The sequence below is a fragment of the Streptomyces sp. A18 genome, assembly GCF_059026065.1.
This window is the reverse complement of the sequence record NZ_JBWLKL010000008.1, coordinates 189224-206287: the sequence shown is the minus strand read 5'-3', so window position 1 is coordinate 206287 and position 17064 is coordinate 189224. Positions and strand designations below refer to the sequence as shown.

Annotated in this window: 15 protein-coding genes and 1 riboswitch; of the genes, 9 read left to right on the top strand and 6 right to left on the bottom strand. The window is 70.2% G+C overall.

All coding sequences use genetic code 11. The features are described 5' to 3' along the window. Positions 1 to 20: 20 nt before the first annotated feature. Positions 21 to 803, bottom strand: a complete 783-nt coding sequence (locus AC5P1C_RS16220; RefSeq protein WP_493866525.1) for a hypothetical protein — start codon at positions 801 to 803, stop codon at positions 21 to 23. A 165-nt stretch (positions 804 to 968) separates the two neighbouring features. Between AC5P1C_RS16220 and AC5P1C_RS16215 the strand changes: the two genes are divergently transcribed. The 5 genes from AC5P1C_RS16215 (at position 969) to AC5P1C_RS16195 (ending at position 8261) form a co-directional block, all read left to right on the top strand. Then, positions 969 to 2489: an aldehyde dehydrogenase family protein gene (locus AC5P1C_RS16215; protein WP_493866620.1), complete on the top strand. Its 1521-nt coding sequence runs from the start codon at positions 969 to 971 to the stop codon at positions 2487 to 2489. A gap of 135 nt (positions 2490 to 2624) precedes the next feature. Next, positions 2625 to 4160, top strand: coding sequence for a GMC family oxidoreductase (locus tag AC5P1C_RS16210; RefSeq protein WP_493866524.1), 1536 nt, complete (start codon positions 2625 to 2627; stop codon positions 4158 to 4160). A gap of 29 nt (positions 4161 to 4189) precedes the next feature. After that, positions 4190 to 5311 (top strand): quaternary amine ABC transporter ATP-binding protein, encoded by a 1122-nt coding sequence (locus tag AC5P1C_RS16205; RefSeq protein ID WP_493866619.1) that lies wholly within the window; start codon positions 4190 to 4192, stop codon positions 5309 to 5311. After that, on the top strand, positions 5311 to 7287 hold the full coding sequence (locus AC5P1C_RS16200) for an ABC transporter permease (RefSeq protein WP_493866523.1): 1977 nt from the start codon (positions 5311 to 5313) through the stop codon (positions 7285 to 7287). The genes AC5P1C_RS16205 and AC5P1C_RS16200 overlap by 1 nt, the downstream gene beginning before the upstream one ends. 8 nt (positions 7288 to 7295) lie before the next feature. Continuing rightward, entirely contained in the window at positions 7296 to 8261 is a 966-nt protein-coding gene (locus AC5P1C_RS16195) for an ABC transporter substrate-binding protein (RefSeq protein WP_493866618.1), read from the top strand. A 158-nt stretch (positions 8262 to 8419) separates the two neighbouring features. On the opposite strand, the gene AC5P1C_RS16190 is transcribed toward AC5P1C_RS16195, so the two are convergent. Genes AC5P1C_RS16190 through AC5P1C_RS16180 form a run of 3 tightly spaced genes read right to left on the bottom strand, consistent with a single transcriptional unit; the run spans position 8420 to position 10091 of the window. Further along, positions 8420 to 9139, bottom strand: a complete 720-nt coding sequence (locus AC5P1C_RS16190) for an isocitrate lyase/PEP mutase family protein (protein ID WP_493866522.1) — start codon at positions 9137 to 9139, stop codon at positions 8420 to 8422. Further along, the gene (locus AC5P1C_RS16185) at positions 9136 to 9537 is read right to left on the bottom strand and encodes a carboxymuconolactone decarboxylase family protein (RefSeq protein ID WP_493866617.1); all 402 of its coding nucleotides are present in this window, start codon (positions 9535 to 9537) and stop codon (positions 9136 to 9138) included. Before AC5P1C_RS16185 ends, AC5P1C_RS16190 begins: the two co-directional genes overlap by 4 nt. Before the next feature lie 44 nt (positions 9538 to 9581). Then, the gene (locus AC5P1C_RS16180; protein ID WP_493866521.1) at positions 9582 to 10091 is read right to left on the bottom strand and encodes a carboxymuconolactone decarboxylase family protein; all 510 of its coding nucleotides are present in this window, start codon (positions 10089 to 10091) and stop codon (positions 9582 to 9584) included. 47 nt (positions 10092 to 10138) lie between these two features. Between AC5P1C_RS16180 and pdxR the strand changes: the two genes are divergently transcribed. Next, on the top strand, positions 10139 to 11641 hold the full coding sequence (pdxR, locus tag AC5P1C_RS16175) for a MocR-like pyridoxine biosynthesis transcription factor PdxR (RefSeq protein WP_493866520.1): 1503 nt from the start codon (positions 10139 to 10141) through the stop codon (positions 11639 to 11641). Positions 11642 to 11960: 319 nt separating this feature from the next. Here the strand turns inward: pdxR and AC5P1C_RS16170 are convergent, their stop codons facing one another. Further along, the gene (locus AC5P1C_RS16170) at positions 11961 to 12812 is read right to left on the bottom strand and encodes a hypothetical protein (RefSeq protein ID WP_493866616.1); all 852 of its coding nucleotides are present in this window, start codon (positions 12810 to 12812) and stop codon (positions 11961 to 11963) included. Between the two features lie 240 nt (positions 12813 to 13052). Here AC5P1C_RS16170 and AC5P1C_RS16165 point away from each other — a divergent pair, with 240 nt between their 5' ends. From AC5P1C_RS16165 to AC5P1C_RS16155, 3 genes are all read left to right on the top strand, one after another. Next, positions 13053 to 13403: a hypothetical protein gene (locus tag AC5P1C_RS16165; protein WP_493866615.1), complete on the top strand. Its 351-nt coding sequence runs from the start codon at positions 13053 to 13055 to the stop codon at positions 13401 to 13403. 56 nt (positions 13404 to 13459) lie between these two features. After that, positions 13460 to 14653: a glutathionylspermidine synthase family protein gene (locus AC5P1C_RS16160; RefSeq protein WP_493866519.1), complete on the top strand. Its 1194-nt coding sequence runs from the start codon at positions 13460 to 13462 to the stop codon at positions 14651 to 14653. An 84-nt stretch (positions 14654 to 14737) separates the two neighbouring features. Beyond that, entirely contained in the window at positions 14738 to 15526 is a 789-nt protein-coding gene (locus tag AC5P1C_RS16155) for an SAM-dependent methyltransferase (protein WP_493866518.1), read from the top strand. Between the two features lie 105 nt (positions 15527 to 15631). Here the strand turns inward: AC5P1C_RS16155 and rocD are convergent, their stop codons facing one another. Beyond that, positions 15632 to 16834 carry an ornithine--oxo-acid transaminase gene (gene rocD / locus AC5P1C_RS16150; protein WP_493866517.1) on the bottom strand — a complete coding sequence of 401 codons (1203 nt, stop codon included), beginning with the start codon at positions 16832 to 16834 and terminating at the stop codon, positions 15632 to 15634. A 111-nt stretch (positions 16835 to 16945) separates the two neighbouring features. After that, positions 16946 to 17036: riboswitch (ZMP/ZTP riboswitch) on the top strand. The last annotated feature ends 28 nt before the right edge of the window (positions 17037 to 17064 follow it).

Genomic DNA, 17064 nt, shown 5'->3' with positions numbered 1-17064 from the left:
ATTCAGTAGGCGCCCGGCGTTCAATAGGTGTTCGGCTTGTCCGTCACCTGGCCCTGCAGCTGGGAGACGTCCACGGAGTCCTCCTCCGACGGAGTCTTCGTCGGGACCGGCTTGTCGTACTCGCCGAGCGTCAGCGTCGAGTCGGTCCCCTGACCCTTCTCCGTGGCCCTGATCAGGTACGGAGTGCCTTCGGTCGCCACGTACAGGGTGGTGGTCTTGCCGTCCTCCGTGCCGGAGACGGGGATCACGGACGTGCCGTCGACCTTGGTAGTGGCGCCCTTCTTGAGGGCGGTGTTGTCGTCCGACTTGTCCTTGATCTCATCCTGGATCGTGTTGAGGTCGCAGACCCCGGCCATGTCCTTGAGCAGGGCGTCGTCGGTCGTGCCGTACAGATAGCGGTCCCCGATGACCTCGGCGGCCGCCTCGCCCTGGCCGCCGGGGAGCTGGGCCTTCCAGAAGGCGAGGTCGGGCTTCATCCAGACCTTCTCGCCCTGTTTGATCAGCTCCAGGCTGCCGCCGTCGTCGGCCATGCGCAGCGAGCCGACGCAGTTGTCGTCCTGGTCGAGGGTGAGGTCCATGGAGACCGGCTCGTCACCGTCGGTGTCCGTGCCCCTCTGTTCCAGCTTCAGGTGGACCGACTTCGCGTCGAGCAGTTCCTGCTCCGCCTTGTCGGAGATCTCCTGTGCGCTCAGGTCCTCCGTGTCGGCGAGCGCCAGAGACGGTGCGACCAGGAGCGCGGCAGCCGTACAGGTCGCCGTACAGGCCGCGGTACCCCAAGCGCGCTTCCTGGATGTTCCACGCATAGCGCCACCTCCATGGACAAACCCCTCTTTGAGCTTACGTTTCGCCCCAGGTGCCTGCACGCGCAGTGACACAGCGCACTTTCAGTTATCTAATGCGCATGGTTTCTTCGCCGCGGGGCATGTGCACCCGGCTACCGCGAGTGACAGGCGGGGCGTATGACAGGAATGGAAGGCAAACGGGACGTGTCCGCACAACAGACCATCCATGTGGGCGGAGAGTGGCGCAACGCCATCTCCGGCGCCACGCGCGAGATCCTCGACCCGGCGGATGCCAAGCCGTTCGCACTGATCGCCGAGGGCGGCACCGAGGACACCGACGCGGCCATCGCCGCCGCACGTGAGGCCTTCGACCACGGACCGTGGCCGGCCACGCCCGTCGCCGAACGGGCCGCGCTGCTGCGCCGCGTGGCGGACCTCCTCGTACGCGACCGGGAGAAGATCGGGCTCCTGGAGAGCCGCGACGCCGGCAAGACGGTCGAGGAGGGCCGCGTCGACGTCGACTGCGTCGCCGACGCCTTCCGCTACTTCGCCGACCTGGTGATCGGCGAGGGCGCGGGCCGCGTGGTCGACGCGGGGTCCGACGACATCCACAGCGTTGTCGTGCACGAGCCCATCGGCGTCTGCACGATGATCACGCCGTGGAACTACCCGCTCCTCCAGGCCAGCTGGAAGATCGCCCCCGCGCTCGCCGCGGGCAACACCTTCGTCATCAAGCCGAGTGAGGTCACTCCGCTGACGACGGTCGCGCTGATCGAGCTGCTCGTCGAGGCGGGCCTGCCGACCGGTGTCGCGAACATCGTGACGGGCCCCGGCCACACGGTCGGCGCACGCCTGTCCGACCACCCCGACGTCGACCTGGTGTCCTTCACCGGCGGCCTCGTCTCCGGCACGAAGGTCGCGCAGGCCGCGGCCCTCGGCGTCAAGAAGGTCGCCCTCGAACTCGGCGGCAAGAACCCGAACGTCGTCTTCGCCGACGCCTGCGCCACCGAAGAGGGCTTCGACACCGCCGTCGACCAGGCGCTGAACGCCGCCTTCATCCACAGCGGGCAGGTCTGCTCCGCCGGTGGCCGCCTCATCATCGAGGAGTCGGTGCGCGAGCGCTTCGTCGCCGAACTCGCCCGCCGCGCGAGCCGGATCAGGCTCGGCCGCGGCACCGAGGACGGCGTGGAGTGCGGCCCGCTCGTCTCGCAGCAGCAGCGCGAGAAGACCGAGTCGTACGTCGCATCCGCCCTTGAGGAAGGCGCCGTCCTGCGCACCGGCGGCAAGCGCCCCGAGCCCAGCGAGGTCCGCCCGGCGACCGGCTACTTCTACGAGCCGACCGTCCTGGACCAGTGCCACCGCGAGATGCGCGTCGTGCGCGAAGAGGTCTTCGGCCCGGTCCTGACCGTCGAGACCTTCCGCACCGAGGACGAGGCCGTCGCGCTCGCCAACGACACCGAGTACGGCCTCGCGGGCGCCGTCTGGACCAACGACGCGGGCCTCGGCCGCCGCATGGCCCGGCGCCTGCGCCACGGCACGGTCTGGATCAACGACTTTCACCCCTACCTGCCGCAGGCGGAGTGGGGCGGCTTCGGCAAGAGCGGCGTCGGGCGCGAGCTCGGACCCGCCGGGCTCGCCGAGTACCGCGAGTCCAAGCACATCTACCAGAACCTCGCACCGCGGCCGGTCCGCTGGTTCGCCGGCTGAGGCCCCACCCGTAGAGGCGTGCGCGGGGGCGGCAGTCCCGCCCCCGCGCACGTGTATGTCCGTACGTCCGAGCACCCCCCGCTCACTACGCGCAAGCACCTTGCATCACACCTCGAGGAATGAGGAGCAGCACGCATGGCTGAGACCACCGAGTACGACTACGTCATCGTCGGCGGCGGCACCGCCGGTTCGGTGATCGCATCCCGCCTCACCGAGGACCCTGACGTCACCGTCGCCGTCATCGAGGGCGGCCCCAGCGACATCGACCGCGAGGACGTCCTCACGCTGCGCCGCTGGCTCGGCCTGCTCGGCGGCGACCTCGACTACGGCTACACGACCACCGAGCAGCCGCGCGGCAACTCGCACATCCTGCACAGCCGCGCCAAGGTCCTCGGCGGCTGCTCGTCGCACAACACCCTGATCTCCTTCAAGCCGCTGCCGTCCGACTGGGACGAGTGGGAAGAGGCGGGCGCCGCCGGCTGGGGCGCCAAGGCGATGGACCCCTACTTCGGCAAGCTGCGCAACAACATCGTGCGCGTCGCCAAGAAGGACCAGAATCAGATCGCCACCGACTGGGTCGAGGCCGCGCAGGACGCGCTCGGCATCCCCGAGGTCATCGGCTTCAACGACAAGCCCTTCGACGAGGGCGTCGGCTTCTTCGACCTGTCGTACCACCCGGAGAACAACAAGCGCTCCTCCGCGTCCGTCGCCTACCTCCACCCCCACATGGAGGCCGGCGACCGCCCGAACCTCCACCTCTTCCTGGAGACGTGGGCCACCAAGCTGGAGCTGGAGGGCAAGACCGCGCGCGGCGTCCACATCCGTACGAAGGAGGGCGAGGCGCAGCTGCTCACCGCCCGCCGCGAGGTGCTCGTGTGCGCGGGGGCCGTCGACACCCCGCGTCTGCTGATGCACTCCGGCATCGGCCGTGCCAAGGACCTCCAGGCGCTCGGCATCCCCGTCGTGCACGACCTGCCGGGCGTCGGCGAGAACCTCATCGACCACCCCGAGTCGGTCATCGTCTGGGAGACCAACGGGCCGATCCCCGGCAACTCCGCGATGGACTCCGACGCGGGCCTGTTCGTGAAGCGGGACCCGGACCACAAGGGCCCGGACCTGATGTTCCACTTCTACCAGATCCCGTTCACGGACAACCCTGAGCGCCTGGGCTACGAACGCCCCGAGCACGGCGTATCGATGACGCCGAACATCACCAAGTCCCGTGCGCGCGGCCGTATTTACCTGACGTCGGCCGACCCGGAGGTCAAGCCCGCCCTCGACTTCAAGTACTTCGAGGACGAAGAGGACTACGACGGGCAGACCCTCGTCGACGGCATCAAGCTGGCCCGCAAGGTCGCGCAGGCCGAGCCCTTCGCCAAGTGGCTCAAGCGCGAGGTCTTCCCCGGCCCGGACGTCACCGACGACGCCGAGATCAGCGAGCTCGTGCGCAAGGCCGCGCACACCGTGTACCACCCGGCGGGCACCTGCCGCATGGGTGCCACGACCGATGAACTCGCCGTGGTCGACCCGGAGTTGAAGATCCGGGGACTCGAAGGAATCCGTATCGCGGACGCATCCGTCTTCCCGACGATGCCCGCCGTGAACCCGATGATCGGAGTGCTCATGGTCGGGGAGAAGTGTGCCGAGATGCTGGGTGGTGACGGCCGATGAGCGAGGCCCCCGTGAAGGACAAGGAAGACATGCCGCAGGAGCCCGAGCAGGAGCCGAAGCAGAATCCCGCCGACGGGCCCGTCTTCGCCGTCGAGAACCTCTGGAAGGTCTTCGGCCCGAAGGCCGACCGAATACCGGGTGACACCTCGGTCCATGACCTCACCCCCGCCGAACTGCGCGAGCAGACCGGCTGCACCGCCGCCGTGCGCGACGTGTCCTTCGAGGTGAAGAAGGGTGAGGTCTTCGTCGTCATGGGCCTGTCGGGCTCCGGCAAGTCGACGCTGGTGCGCTGCCTCACCCGGCTCATCGAGCCCACGTCGGGCTCCATCGCCATCGACGGCGAGGACGTCCTCGCCATGGACAAGGCGCGCCTGCGCGAACTGCGCAGGCACCGCGCCGCCATGGTCTTCCAGCACTTCGGCCTCCTCCCGCACCGCACCGTCCTCGACAACGTCGCGTACGGCCTGGAGATCCAGGGCGTCGGCAAGGCCGAGCGCCGCGCCAAGGCCCTCGAAGTCGTCGCCAAGGTCGGCCTCGAAGGCCTCGAGCAGCGCAAGCCCGGACAGCTCTCCGGCGGCCAGCAGCAGCGCGTGGGCCTGGCCCGCGCCCTCGCCGTCGACCCCGAAGTCCTGCTGTTCGACGAGCCGTTCAGCGCGCTCGACCCGCTGATCCGCCGCGACATGCAGGAAGAAGTCATCCGCCTGCACCGCGAAGAAGGCCGCACGATGGTCTTCATCACCCACGATCTCAGCGAGGCCCTGCGCCTGGGTGACCGCATCGCGCTGATGCGCGACGGCCGCATCGTGCAGCTCGGCACGCCCGAGGAGATCGTCGGCTCCCCGGCCGATGACTACGTACGCGACTTCGTACGGGACGTGGCGCGCGCCGACGTGATGAGCGTGCGCACCGCCATGCGCCCCGCCGACGCCGACGAGGAGAGCCGCGGCGCTGCCCTCGCGCCGGACGCCAAGATCTCCGAGGCCATCGAGGCCGTCGCCCGCTCGGGCTTCCCCGTGCGCGTGATGGACGGCAAGCGGTGCCTGGGTGTGGTGGACCACGAGCGGCTGCTCGGCGTCGTGGCCGGTGTGCCCACCGAGGCTCCCCCCAGGCGGGCCGCTCCCGCCTCCGACAGCGGCGAGGTGACCGCCTGATGGCGTCCGCCACCGCCTCATCTCCCGTACGAGATACGGGCGTCGCGGCCCTGCTCCGGCACCGGGCCGTCCACAAGCTGCTCCTGCTCGCCCTCGCGGCAGCGATCGCCGTGCCGATCGTCAGCGCCAAGTGGGCTTCCGGCGCCTGGCCCGAAGCGCTCACCGTCGACCTGACCGAGCCGCTGGGCAAGACCACCGACTGGATCATCGACAACCGCGACAGCCACCCGCTGTTCGTCTACTTCCTCGGGCACGTCTCCAACGGCATCGTGCTCTCCATCCGCGGTGTCTATCTGGTGCTCCTCGCGGCCGGCTGGGCCGGCGTGACCGTCGGCGCGGCGCTCGTCGCCTGGCGGGTCGCGGGCGTGCGGCTCGCGGTCCTCGCCGCCGCCTCGTTCGGCCTGTGCGGACTGCTCGGCATGTGGGTGCCGACGATGCAGACCCTGTCCCTGATGATCGTGGCCGTGCTCGCCTCCGTCGTGCTCGGCATGCTGCTCGGGCTCGCCGGCGGTCTGAGCGACCGGATCTACCGCATCCTGCGGCCGGTGCTCGACACCATGCAGGTGCTCCCTGCCTTCTCGTACCTGCTGCCCGTCGCCCTGGTCTTCGGCATCGGCGTGCCCGCCGCGGTCATCGCGACCGTCATCTACGCGGCTCCGCCGATGGCCCGGCTCACCGCGCTCGGCCTGCGCGGAGCGGACGGCGGCGTCATGGAGGCGGTGACGTCGCTCGGCACCACCGCGCGCCAGCGCCTGCTCTCGGCGCGCCTCCCGCTGGCCCGCAAGGAACTCCTGCTCGGCCTCAACCAGACGATCATGATGGCGCTCGGCATGGCCGTCATCGCGTCGATGATCGGCGGCGCCGGTCTCGGTGACCGCGTCTACCAGGCACTCGGCTCGGTGGACGTCGGCGCAGCACTCGCCGCCGGAATCCCGATCGTGCTGCTCGCCGTGGTCCTCGACCGTGTGACGGGCGCCGCGGGCGAACGGCTCGGCGCCAACACCGAGGACGACTCCCCGCTGCGCGGACGGCGCGGCTGGGCCGTGGCCGCGGTGATCACCGTCGTGGCCGCGCTCGCCGCGCGCTTCGCGGACCGCCTGGAGTGGCCCGAGACCTGGATCGTGAACATCGCCGAGCCGGTCAACACCGCCAAGGAGTGGATGGTCGACCACATCTACACCGGCGTGCCCGTCGTCGGCGGCACCGCGGACTGGGCGGCCCACTTCACGACGTGGATCCTCGACCCGGTCCGTGACGGACTGCAGGGCCTGCCCTGGTGGTCGGTCCTGCTCATCGTGGCGGCCCTGGCCTGGCTGATCGGCACCTGGCAGACCGCGCTCACCGCCGTCCTCGCGATGGCGGCGACCGGCGTACTCGGTGTGTGGAAACCGTCGTTGGACACGCTCGCGCAGGTCCTCGCGGCCGTCGCCGTCACCGTGGTCCTCGGCTTCGCGATCGGCATCGCGGCGGCCCGGAGCCCGAGACTGGAAAAGGTGCTCAGGCCCGTCCTCGACGTCTTCCAGACGATGCCGCAGTTCGTGTACCTGATCCCGGTCGTGGCCCTCTTCGGCATCGGCCGCGCCCCCGCGGTCGCCGCGGCCATCGTCTACGCGCTGCCCGCCGTCATCCGCATCACCACCCAGGGTCTGCGCCAGGTCAACGGCGCCGCGATGGAGTCCTCCCGCTCCCTCGGCGCCACCAGCTGGCAGCAACTGCGCCAGGTCCAGCTCCCGCTGGCCCGCCCCGCGTTGCTGCTCGCCGTGAACCAGGCGGTCGTCCTGATCCTCGCCGTCGTCGTCATCGGCGGCCTGGTGGGCGGTGGCGCGCTCGGCTACGAAGCGGTGTTCGGCCTCGCACAGGGCGACCTGGCGACCGGCCTGGTGGCCGGTGTGGCGATCGTCTGCCTCGGCCTGATGCTGGACCGGGTCACGCAGCCGACGACACGTCGGGAACGCAGCGCGAAGAAGGGTGCGTGATGTCCGGCATGCGAGTACGTACGCGTGTGATGAGTGCCGTGACGGCGGGGGGCGCCCTGCTGGCGCTCTCCGGCTGTGGCGCGGCCGACATGACCAAGCAGGCGTCTCCGTACGCCAATGCGGCCGGCGCCAAGACCGTGACGCTGTCCGTCCAGTCGTGGGTCGGCGCGCAGGCGGACGTGGCCGTCGCCGAGTACATCCTCAAGAAGGAGCTCGGCTACCGGGTCGACAGGGTCCAGATCGACGAGGTCCCCGCCTGGGACGCGCTCAGCCAGGGCCGTGTCGACGCGATCATGGAGGACTGGGGCCACCCGGAGCAGGAACAGCGCTACATCAAGGACAAGAAGACGATCGTCCCCGGCGGAGACGTGGGGGTCACCGGCCACATCGGCTGGTACGTCCCGACGTACTTCGCGAAGAAGCACCCGGACGTCACCGACTGGAAGAACCTGAACAAGTACGCGAAGGAGTTCCGCACCTCCGAGAGCGGCAACAAGGGCCAGCTCATGGACGGCTCCCCGTCGTACGTCACGAACGACAAGGCCCTGGTGAAGAACCTGGGCCTGGACTACGAGGTCGTCTTCGCCGGTTCGGAAGCGGCTCAGATCACGCAGATCGAGCAGTTCGCCAAGCAGAAGAAGCCGTTCCTGTCCTACTGGTACAAGCCGCAGTGGCTGTTCGAGAAGGTGCCGATGACGGAGGTGAAGCTGCCCGAGTACAAGGAGGGCTGCGACGCCGACCCCGCCAAGATCAAGTGTGCCTACCCGCACACGCCTCTGCAGAAGTACTTCAACGCCGATTTCGCCAAGAAGGGCGGCGACGCGGCGGAGTTCCTGAAGAACTTCAAATGGTCGGAGGAAGACCAGAACGAGGTCTCGCTGATGATCGCGGACAAGAAGATGTCGCCGGAGGACGCGGCGGAGGCTTGGGTCGCCGACCATGAGGAGAAATGGCGGGGCTGGCTCCCCAAGTAGGCCTCTCCGCGCTCACCCACCCGATTGCCCTGCGGGGGGAATGGGTGGGTGAGCGGGAGACATCCGCCGCGAAGCGGCGGTCTGGGGCGGCGCCCCAGATGCCGGGCTGGACGGCGCGGGGCGGTGCCGCAGGCCCCGTGTCCGGCGCCCGGAGGCGGTCAGCGCAGCTCCGCGGCGATCTCGCGCAACGCATCCGTCGCACGGACCAGCAGCCCCGGGCCGAAGGTGATCCGCGTCGCGCCGAGTGAGCCCAGCTCCCGGAGGGAAGGGCCTGACGGCTTGGCGGCCGCGTTGATGGGGCCCGAGATGCCCGCCCGCAGCGCGGGCAGCGCCTCCGGGGGCGCCTCGATCGGATAGACGCAGTCCGCGCCCGCCTTCACGTACAGCCGGGCCCGCTCGATCGCCCGCTCGGGATCCGCGACGCCTCGGATGAACGTGTCCACCCGCGCGTTGATGAACACCGCGTCCCCTGCGACGGAACGTACCTCCGCCAGCCAGTCCGCCTGCTCCCGCGGGTCCTTGAGACCGTCGGCGGAAGAGTCCTCCAGGTTGCAGCCGACCGCGCCCGTCTCCAGGAGCCGCTCCACCAGCTCCTTCGGCTGCAGCCCGTAGCCGCCCTCGATGTCCGCGCTCACCGGCACGGACCGCGAGACCGCACGCACGATCCGGGCCACCGCCGCGAACATCTCGTCCGGCGGCACCTCGCCGTCCGCGTACCCGAGCGATGCCGAGACCCCCGCGCTCGGCGTGGCGAGGGCCGGGAACCCGGCCTCCTCGAAGACCCGCGCGCTGGCCGCGTCCCAGGGGCCGGGCAGGACGAGCGGGTCACCGGGCGCACGCCCCTGATGCAGGGCGCGGAAAGTGTCGACGAGGCTCATGGCACGTACCCGCCCGGCTCGATACGGCGGCTGACCATCACCCGGTTCCAGCTGTTGATGACGGTGATCACCCCGATGAGGTGGGCGAGTTCCGCCTCGGCGAAGTGCTTGGCCGCCGCCTCGTACGCCTCGTCGGGCACGAACCCGTCCGTCAGGACCGTGACTGCCTCGGTGAGCGCGAGAGCGGCCCGCTCCCGCTCGCTGAAGACCTGGCCCGCCTCCGCCCACGCGTTGAGGAGCGCGATCCGCTTCGGCGTCTCGCCGCCCCGCAGGGCGATGTCCACGTGCATGTCCAGACAGAACGCGCACGCGTTGATCTGCGAGGCCCGGATCATCACGAGCTCGGCGAGCACGGGGTCGCCGAGCCCCTTCTTCGCGGACGCGCTCAGAGCGGCCATCGCGGTCGCGACACCCTTGTCCAGGTGGCTGGTCCGAGCAGCGCTCACTTGTGGTCCCCGGCCTTGTAGTGACCCGGCACCTGACGCGTCGAGACGCCGAAGCGGTTCCACGCGTTGATCACCGTGATCGCGGCGATCAGCTGCGTCAGCTCCTGCTCCTCGAAGAGGGCCGCGGCCTTCTCGTACACCTCGTCCGGCACGAAGCCGTCCGTCAGGACGGTGATCGCCTCGGCCAGCTCGAGGGCGGCGACCTCCTTCGCCGTATAGAAGTGCTGCGACTCCTCCCACGCGCTGAGCTGGATGATCCGCTCCACGCTCTCGCCCGCCGCGAGCGCGTCCTTGCTGTGCATGTCGATGCAGAGCGCGCAGCGGTTGAGCTGCGAGGCGCGGATCTTGACGAGTTCGAGGATCACCGGATCGACGCCCTTACGGGCCGCCGCGTCGAGCCTGATCATCGCCTTGAAGACCTCGGGGGCGTGCTGGTGCCAGTCGAGGCGGGGGGTGTGCTCGTGGACGTACTGCTTCTGTACGGGGGTGCTGTCATGCGTCGTCATGCCAACGACCGTACGGGCGGAGTAGCCCAACTGTATGGTCCATTCCCATGGAAGAATCCTGGGCCACTTTGGGCGTCGACCTCCACCTGGAGACCCGGGCCGGGACCGGGGCCGAGAACTGGGCCGAGACCGGGGGAGAGGCCGCCCGCTCCGGCGTGCGCAAGGGCCTCACGGACGCCCTGCGCGAAGCCGTACGCGGCGGCAGGCTCGCCCCGGGCACCCGCCTCCCCTCCTCCCGTTCCCTCGCCGTCGACCTGGGCATCGCCCGCAACACCGTCGCCGACGCGTACGCCGACCTCGTCGCCGAAGGCTGGCTCACCGCACGCCAGGGCTCCGGCACCCGCGTCGCCGAACGCGCCGTGCCGCGCCCCGCCGATCCCGCGCCGCGCCGCAGGGCCGGGGGCGGCCCCACGTACGACCTGATGCCGGGCACCCCCGACCTCGCCTCCTTCCCGCGCGCCGCCTGGCTCAAGGCCGCCCGCCGGGCCATGGCCGCCGCCCCGAACGACGCACTCGGCTACGGCGACCCGCGCGGCCGGATCGAGCTGCGTACCGCCCTCGCCGACTACCTCTCCCGCGCGCGCGGCGTGCACGCGGACCCGGACCGCATCGTCGTCTGCGCCGGGTTCGCGCAGGGGCTCAGCCTGCTGGGCGGTGTGCTGCGGGCGCGGGGTCTGCGGGAGGTGATGGTCGAGTCGTACGGCCTGGACGTCCACTGGAATCTGCTGAAGCGGGCGGGGCTGCGGACGAGACCGCTGCCCTTCGACGAACTGGGCACGTCCACGGACGAGTTGGGAGCGGGATCGGGATCGGAATCGGGAGCTGGGTCAGGGCCGGGTTCGGGGTCTGGGTCTGGGTCTGGGTCGGCCAAGGTGGCGCTGCTGACACCCGCCCACCAGTTCCCGATGGGGGTTCCGCTGCACCCCGACCGGCGCGCGGCCGCCGTCGACTGGGCGCGGCGCGAGGGCGGGCTGATCCTGGAGGACGACTACGACGGGGAGTTCCGCTACGACCGGCAGCCGGTGGGCGCTCTCCAGGGCCTGGACCCGGACCGCGTGGTCTACCTCGGCACGGCTAGCAAGTCCCTCGCCCCGGGCCTCCGGCTCGGCTGGATGGTGCTCCCGGCGCCGATCGCCGCCGAGGTCATCGAGGCGAAGGGGGGCGCGGAATGGGCATGCGGGGCGCTCGACCAGCTGACGCTCGCGGAGTTCATCACTTCGGGTGCGTACGACCGCCATGTGCGGGGCGCGCGCCTTCGCTACCGCCGCCGGCGGGACGAACTGGTCGCCGCGCTGGCGGAGAGGGCACCGGAGGTACGGGCCACGGGGATCGCCGCGGGGCTGCACGCGGTGCTCGAACTGCCACCGGGCACCGAAGGATCGGTGGTCCAGGCGGCGAGCTGGCAACGCCTCGCGGTGCAGGGTCTCGCGAGCTTCCGGCATCCCGCCGCGCGGGTCCCGGGGCGGGACGCGCTGGTGGTGGGGTACGGGACTCCGGCGGACCATGGGTGGGCGGGGGCGTTGGAGGCGTTGTGCAGGGTGCTGCCGTAGGGCTGAACCGGTTGTGGGTGCCGGTGTTGCTGTAGGGCTGAACCGGTTGTGGGTGCCGGTGTTGCTGTGGGGCTGAACCGGCTGTGCGTGCGTACCGTCGATCACCGGCTTCGCCGAGTTCGTCCTCAAGCGCCGGACGGGCTGGAGCCATCCAGTCCCGGCCGGAATGTTTCAGCCCCTCCGGCGTTCGAGGAGCAGGGCCTGGGGCGGAGCTCCAGTTCCGGGAAGGGGCGGGACCGGGGAAAGCCCCGCAGGGTCCGCGCCTCCCGAGCCCCCGACCCTAGCTACAGGCCTCCCCGGAGCTACCGAGCCCCCGCCCCTACCGCGCCCCCTCCACCGGCACGCTCTCCGCAGGAGCCGGCGCCTCGCCGAACCGTGCCAACGCCAACGCCCCCGCCACAGCCACCACGAACCCCAGTACGGCCAGCCACCCCAGCCCCTCCCGAGTCCGGTCCCCCAGCCACACCACACCCACCACCGCGGGCCCGACCGTCTCCCCGATCACCATCCCCGCGGTGGCCGTCGTCACCGACCCCCGCTGCAAGGCGGACGTGAGCAACAGGAACGCCGCGCCCCCGCCCACCAGCAAGGCATAAGCAGCCGGATTCGCCACCAACGCCCCCGGCGAGACGTCGTCGATCAGCCGCACGGCCACCTCCACCACCCCGAACCCGAACCCCGCCCCGAGCCCCAGAGCCAGCGCCCGCCCCCGCCCCGGCAACCGTCCGGCCACGGCTCCGAGCACCAACACCCCCACCGCCACGCCCAACATCACGTACCGCAGAGTCGTCGACCCGACGTCCTCCCCCTCGTCCCCCGACGCAAGCCCCAGCATCGCGAGCCCCGCGCACACCACCCCCACCGCTGACCACTCCATCCCGCTCAACCGCACCCGCAGCAACCGCGAGGCCACCACCGCCGTGACGGCGAGGCTCGCGGCGAGTGCCGCTCCGACGGCGTAGATGGGGATGGAACGCAGCGCCACGATCTGCAGCAGGAACCCGAGCCCGTCGAGCCCGAGCCCCACGATGTACCGCCACTGCTTCACCGCGCGCAGCAGCAGCGCGGGGTCGACCCCGGAGCCTGTTCCCGGCGCGGTGGCGCGGGCGGCCACGGCCTGGAAGACGGAGGCCGTGCCGAAGCAGACCGCTGAACCGAGTGCGCAAATCATCCCAAGAGACACGAAGTGACTGTAGAGGAGGGGGATTCGGCTGGGCCGATTGGCATGGTGGCCGGGCGCGTACCTACGCTGATCGCCGATGACGTGTTGACACATGTACGACAACGGGGGAGCGGCACGCAGATGGCAGCCGAGAAGTACGAGAAGTACGAGAAGGCCGAAGAGGCCGTGAAGGAAAAGAGCGGCACGCAGCGGCGGAGGCTGCGGTCCAGCACGGTCGTACTCGGCGGAATGGGCGTCCTCGCGGCGGCCCTGAGCTCCTGCGGCTCCGAGCCGGACAAGCGGTGCGTGGACCGCGACAGCTACGACTACCTCACCGGCTACAAAATCGTGGCGGACAAGAACTGCAAGAGCGGTTCCTCGTCCGGGTCCTCTTCGTATGGCAAGGGGCGCCAGTCCGGCGGCAGTTCCTACGGGGCGGGCTCAGGCACGGGCACGGGCGCCGGCAAGTCCGGCCGTATGGACGCCGACTGGTACTACGACGCGGACATCGACGGCCGCTACGCCGACTACGGCACCTTCAGCCGCAGCGAGGCAGTCGACCGCGACGGCTTCGGCTGCTCGGGCAGCGGCGGCGGCTGAGCCGGACGCGAGATCCGGGACCGAGATCGAGACAGAGAACGACCGAGACCGAGGCCATGGAACGCCGCACCCGCACCCCCCGCCCCGGCTGGCAGCAGACCGTCGAGGACCAGGGGCTCATCTACCCCCTCACCCGATACCCCGACGACTCGCTCCGCCCCTACTGGGACGAGTCGGCGTACTACGTCTTCTCTCTTCCCGAGGTCGAGGCCCTCGAAGAGGTCGTCGAGGAGCTGCACGCGATGTGCCTCGCGGCGGCCGAGCACATCGTCGAGCACGACCGCCTCGCCGACCTCGGCATCACGGACCCCCGAGTGGCCGAAGCGGTCACCGAGGCCTGGCGCCGCCGCGCCGAACTCCCTTCCGTCTATGGTCGGTTCGACCTGCACTACGACGGAACGGGCCGCCCGGCGAAGATGCTGGAGTACAACGCCGACACCCCCACATCCCTGGTCGAGGCCGCGAGTCCCCAGTGGTTCTGGATGGAGGAGTGCTTCCCGGGCGCCGACCAGTGGAACTCGCTCCACGAACGGCTCGTCGACGCCTGGAAGAAGCAGGCCTCGCTGCTTCCGCCGGGCGGCCCGCTGTACTTCGCGCACTCGGCGGGCGACGAACTCGGCGAGGACCTGATGACGGTCGCGTATCTGCGCGAGACCGCTCAGCAGGCCGGGCTCGACACCGAGGCGATCTCCATGGAGGACATCGGCTGGGACAGGCTCTCGCGGCGCTTCGTCGACAAGAAGCTCGGCTTCATCCGCAGCTGCTTCAAGCTCTACCCGTGGGAGTGGCTGACCACCGACCGCTTCGCCCCGCATGTCCTGGAGACCCTCGACAACGGCGGCGGCACCGGCTCCACCCTGTGGATCGAACCCGCCTGGAAGATGCTCCTCTCCAACAAGGCGCTGCTCGCGGTGCTTTGGGAGCTGTACCCGGGCCACCCCAACCTCCTCCCCGCCTATCTGGACGGCCCCCGGGAGCTCGCTTCCGAGCGGGGCTACGTCGCCAAACCCCTCCTCGGCCGCGAAGGAGCCGGAGTCACGATCCATCCACCGGGCGACGCGGCGCCCTCTCCCGTACGTGAAGAGGCTTGCTGCTACCAGGAGCTGGCACCCCTGCCCGACTTCGACGGCAACCGTGTGGTGCTCGGTGCGTGGGTCGTCGAGGACGAGGCGGCGGGGCTCGGCATCCGGGAGTCGGCGGGCCCGATCACGGACGAGTACGCGAGGTTCCTGCCGCACGTGATCCTCTGAGGCCTGGGCGGGGGAGCAGGTAGGTGAAGTGCCCCGAGTACGCTGCCGGTTGATCGCGACGACGCACTCGGAGGCGAACCGGACATGGCCGACCCCAGGATCAACACCACGCAGCCTCACACGGCCCGAATCTGGAACTACTGGCTCGGCGGCAAGGACAACTACCCCGTCGACCAGGCCGCCGGTGACCAGATCCGTAACCTGCACCCCGGCATCGGCGCGTACGCGCTCGCCGACCGGCAGTTCCTCGGGCGCGCCGTGAGCCACCTCGTGACCGAGTGCGGCATACGGCAGTTCCTCGACATCGGCACGGGACTGCCGACCGCCGACAACACGCACGAGGTCGCCCAGTCGATCGCCCCCGAGTCCCGAGTCGTCTACGTGGACAACGACCCGCTGGTCCTCACCCACGCGCGCGCCCTGCTCACCAGCGCCCCCGAGGGCAAGACCGACTACCTCGACGAGGACCTGCGCAACGTCGAGACGATCCTCGAACACGCTGCCAAGACCCTGGACTTCGACCAGCCGGTCGCACTGATGCTGCTCGGAGTCGTCATCTTCATCGAGGACGACTCCGAGGCGTACGGCATCGTGCGCCGCCTGCTCGACGCCCTGCCGGCCGGCAGCCACCTGGTCCTGTCGCACACGATCGCCAGCCCCGCGATGCCCGACGTGGACGAGGCGGTGGCGTTCTGGAACGAGAACGGCACCCCCAAGCTCACACAGCGCACCCCCGAGCAAGTCGCCGGTTTCTTCGACGGCTTGGAGCTGCTGGACCCCGGCGTGGTGTCCTGCAACCGCTGGCGCACAGGACCGGAGGCGGCGGACGCCGAGGATGTGGCGATGTTCGGCGGGGTCGGCGTCAAACGCTGAGACTGGGCGCCGGTGGGGGGGAAGGGGGCGGGCAGGGGTGCTTCCGATGAGGGCAGGGGCGCTTCCGGAGGTGCTTCCGGAGGCGCTTCCGGAGGTGCTTCTGAACTAGGCCAGCACCCCCCGCAGTTGATCGAGCCCCCAGTCCAGGTCCTCCTTACTGATCACCAGCGGTGGGGCGATCCGGATCGTCGAGCCGTGGGTGTCCTTGACCAGCACACCCCGGTCCATCAGCTTCTCGGAGATCTCGCGGCCCGTTCCGTGCGAAGGGTCGATGTCGACGCCCGCCCACAGCCCGCGGCCCCGCACCTGCGTCACCGCGCCCGTCCCGGCGAGCAGCCCCAGCTCGGCGTGCAGATGCTCGCCCAGCTCGGTGGCCCGCTGCTGGAACTCGCCCGAGCTCAGCATGGCGATGACCTCCAGCGCCACCGCGCACGCCAGCGGATTGCCGCCAAACGTCGACCCGTGCTCACCCGGCTTGAACACCCCCAGCACATCCGCGTCCGCCACCACCGCGGACACCGGCACGACACCCCCGCCGAGTGCCTTGCCCAGGATGTAGACGTCCGGCACCACGCCCTCGTGCTCGCACGCGAACGTCTTGCCCGTCCTGCCGAACCCCGACTGGATCTCATCCGCCATGAAGAGGACGTTCCGCTCCCGCGTCAACTCCCGCACGCCCGCCAGATATCCGGCCGGCGGCACCAGAACCCCGGCCTCACCCTGGATGGGCTCAAGGAGCACGGCCACGGTGTTCTCCGTGACCGCCGCCCGCAGCGCCGTCAGATCGCCGTACGGCACGATCTCGAAACCCGGGGTGTACGGACCGTAGTCCGCCCGCGCCTCGGCGTCCGTCGAGAAGCTGACGATGGTCGTGGTCCGGCCATGGAAGTTGTCGCGGGCGACGACGATCTTCGCCCGCCCGTCGGGCACGCCCTTGACCTGGTACCCCCACTTCCTCGCGGTCTTCACGGCCGTCTCCACCGCCTCCGCCCCGGTGTTCATCGGCAGCACCATCTCCTTGTCACACAGCTCCGCGAGCCGCGTACAGAATTCGGCGAACCGGTCGTGGTGGAAGGCCCGCGAGGTGAGCGTCACCCGCTCCAGCTGCGCCTTGGCCGCGTCGATCAGGCGGCGGTTGCCGTGCCCGAAATTCAGCGCCGAGTACCCGGCGAGCATGTCGAGGTAGCGGCGCCCCTCGATGTCCGTCATCCAGGCGCCTTCCGCCGACGCGATCACGATGGGCAGCGGGTGGTAGTTGTGCGCGCTGTGCGCCTCGGACGAGGTGATGAACTCTGCGGTAGTCGACACGGGGTCTCCGTTCGTCCTGCGGTGTGGGGCGGGTGTGGCGCCCAAGTTCTATCGTCGCTCGGATCGTGGACGAGGAAACCTGCCGTCCCGGCGTGCCCGATAGGCTGGTCTCCACAGCACGGCGACTGGCGCACGGGGAACGGACCCCGAGGGAGCCGTGCGAGGCTGAACCTTCGAGGTGCCGCCCGCCTGGGCACCCCGGGACCACGACCGGACACAGACCGCTCGCC

Bases quoted from the DNA above. Each gene is read 5' to 3' on its own strand.
- AC5P1C_RS16210 (WP_493866524.1), top strand. From the start codon at position 2,625: ATGGCTGAGACCACCGAGTACGACTACGTCATCGTCGGCGGCGGCACC.
- AC5P1C_RS16190 (WP_493866522.1), bottom strand. From the start codon at position 9,139: ATGAGCCTCGTCGACACTTTCCGCGCCCTGCATCAGGGGCGTGCGCCC.
- AC5P1C_RS16180 (WP_493866521.1), bottom strand. From the start codon at position 10,091: ATGACGACGCATGACAGCACCCCCGTACAGAAGCAGTACGTCCACGAG.
- AC5P1C_RS16165 (WP_493866615.1), top strand. From the start codon at position 13,053: ATGGGCGTCCTCGCGGCGGCCCTGAGCTCCTGCGGCTCCGAGCCGGAC.
- pdxR (WP_493866520.1), top strand. From the start codon at position 10,139: ATGGAAGAATCCTGGGCCACTTTGGGCGTCGACCTCCACCTGGAGACC.
- AC5P1C_RS16160 (WP_493866519.1), top strand. From the start codon at position 13,460: ATGGAACGCCGCACCCGCACCCCCCGCCCCGGCTGGCAGCAGACCGTC.
- AC5P1C_RS16185 (WP_493866617.1), bottom strand. From the start codon at position 9,537: ATGGCCGCTCTGAGCGCGTCCGCGAAGAAGGGGCTCGGCGACCCCGTG.
- AC5P1C_RS16170 (WP_493866616.1), bottom strand. From the start codon at position 12,812: ATGATTTGCGCACTCGGTTCAGCGGTCTGCTTCGGCACGGCCTCCGTC.
- AC5P1C_RS16155 (WP_493866518.1), top strand. From the start codon at position 14,738: ATGGCCGACCCCAGGATCAACACCACGCAGCCTCACACGGCCCGAATC.
- AC5P1C_RS16200 (WP_493866523.1), top strand. From the start codon at position 5,311: ATGGCGTCCGCCACCGCCTCATCTCCCGTACGAGATACGGGCGTCGCG.
- AC5P1C_RS16205 (WP_493866619.1), top strand. From the start codon at position 4,190: ATGCCGCAGGAGCCCGAGCAGGAGCCGAAGCAGAATCCCGCCGACGGG.
- AC5P1C_RS16195 (WP_493866618.1), top strand. From the start codon at position 7,296: ATGCGAGTACGTACGCGTGTGATGAGTGCCGTGACGGCGGGGGGCGCC.
- AC5P1C_RS16215 (WP_493866620.1), top strand. From the start codon at position 969: ATGGAAGGCAAACGGGACGTGTCCGCACAACAGACCATCCATGTGGGC.
- AC5P1C_RS16220 (WP_493866525.1), bottom strand. From the start codon at position 803: ATGCGTGGAACATCCAGGAAGCGCGCTTGGGGTACCGCGGCCTGTACG.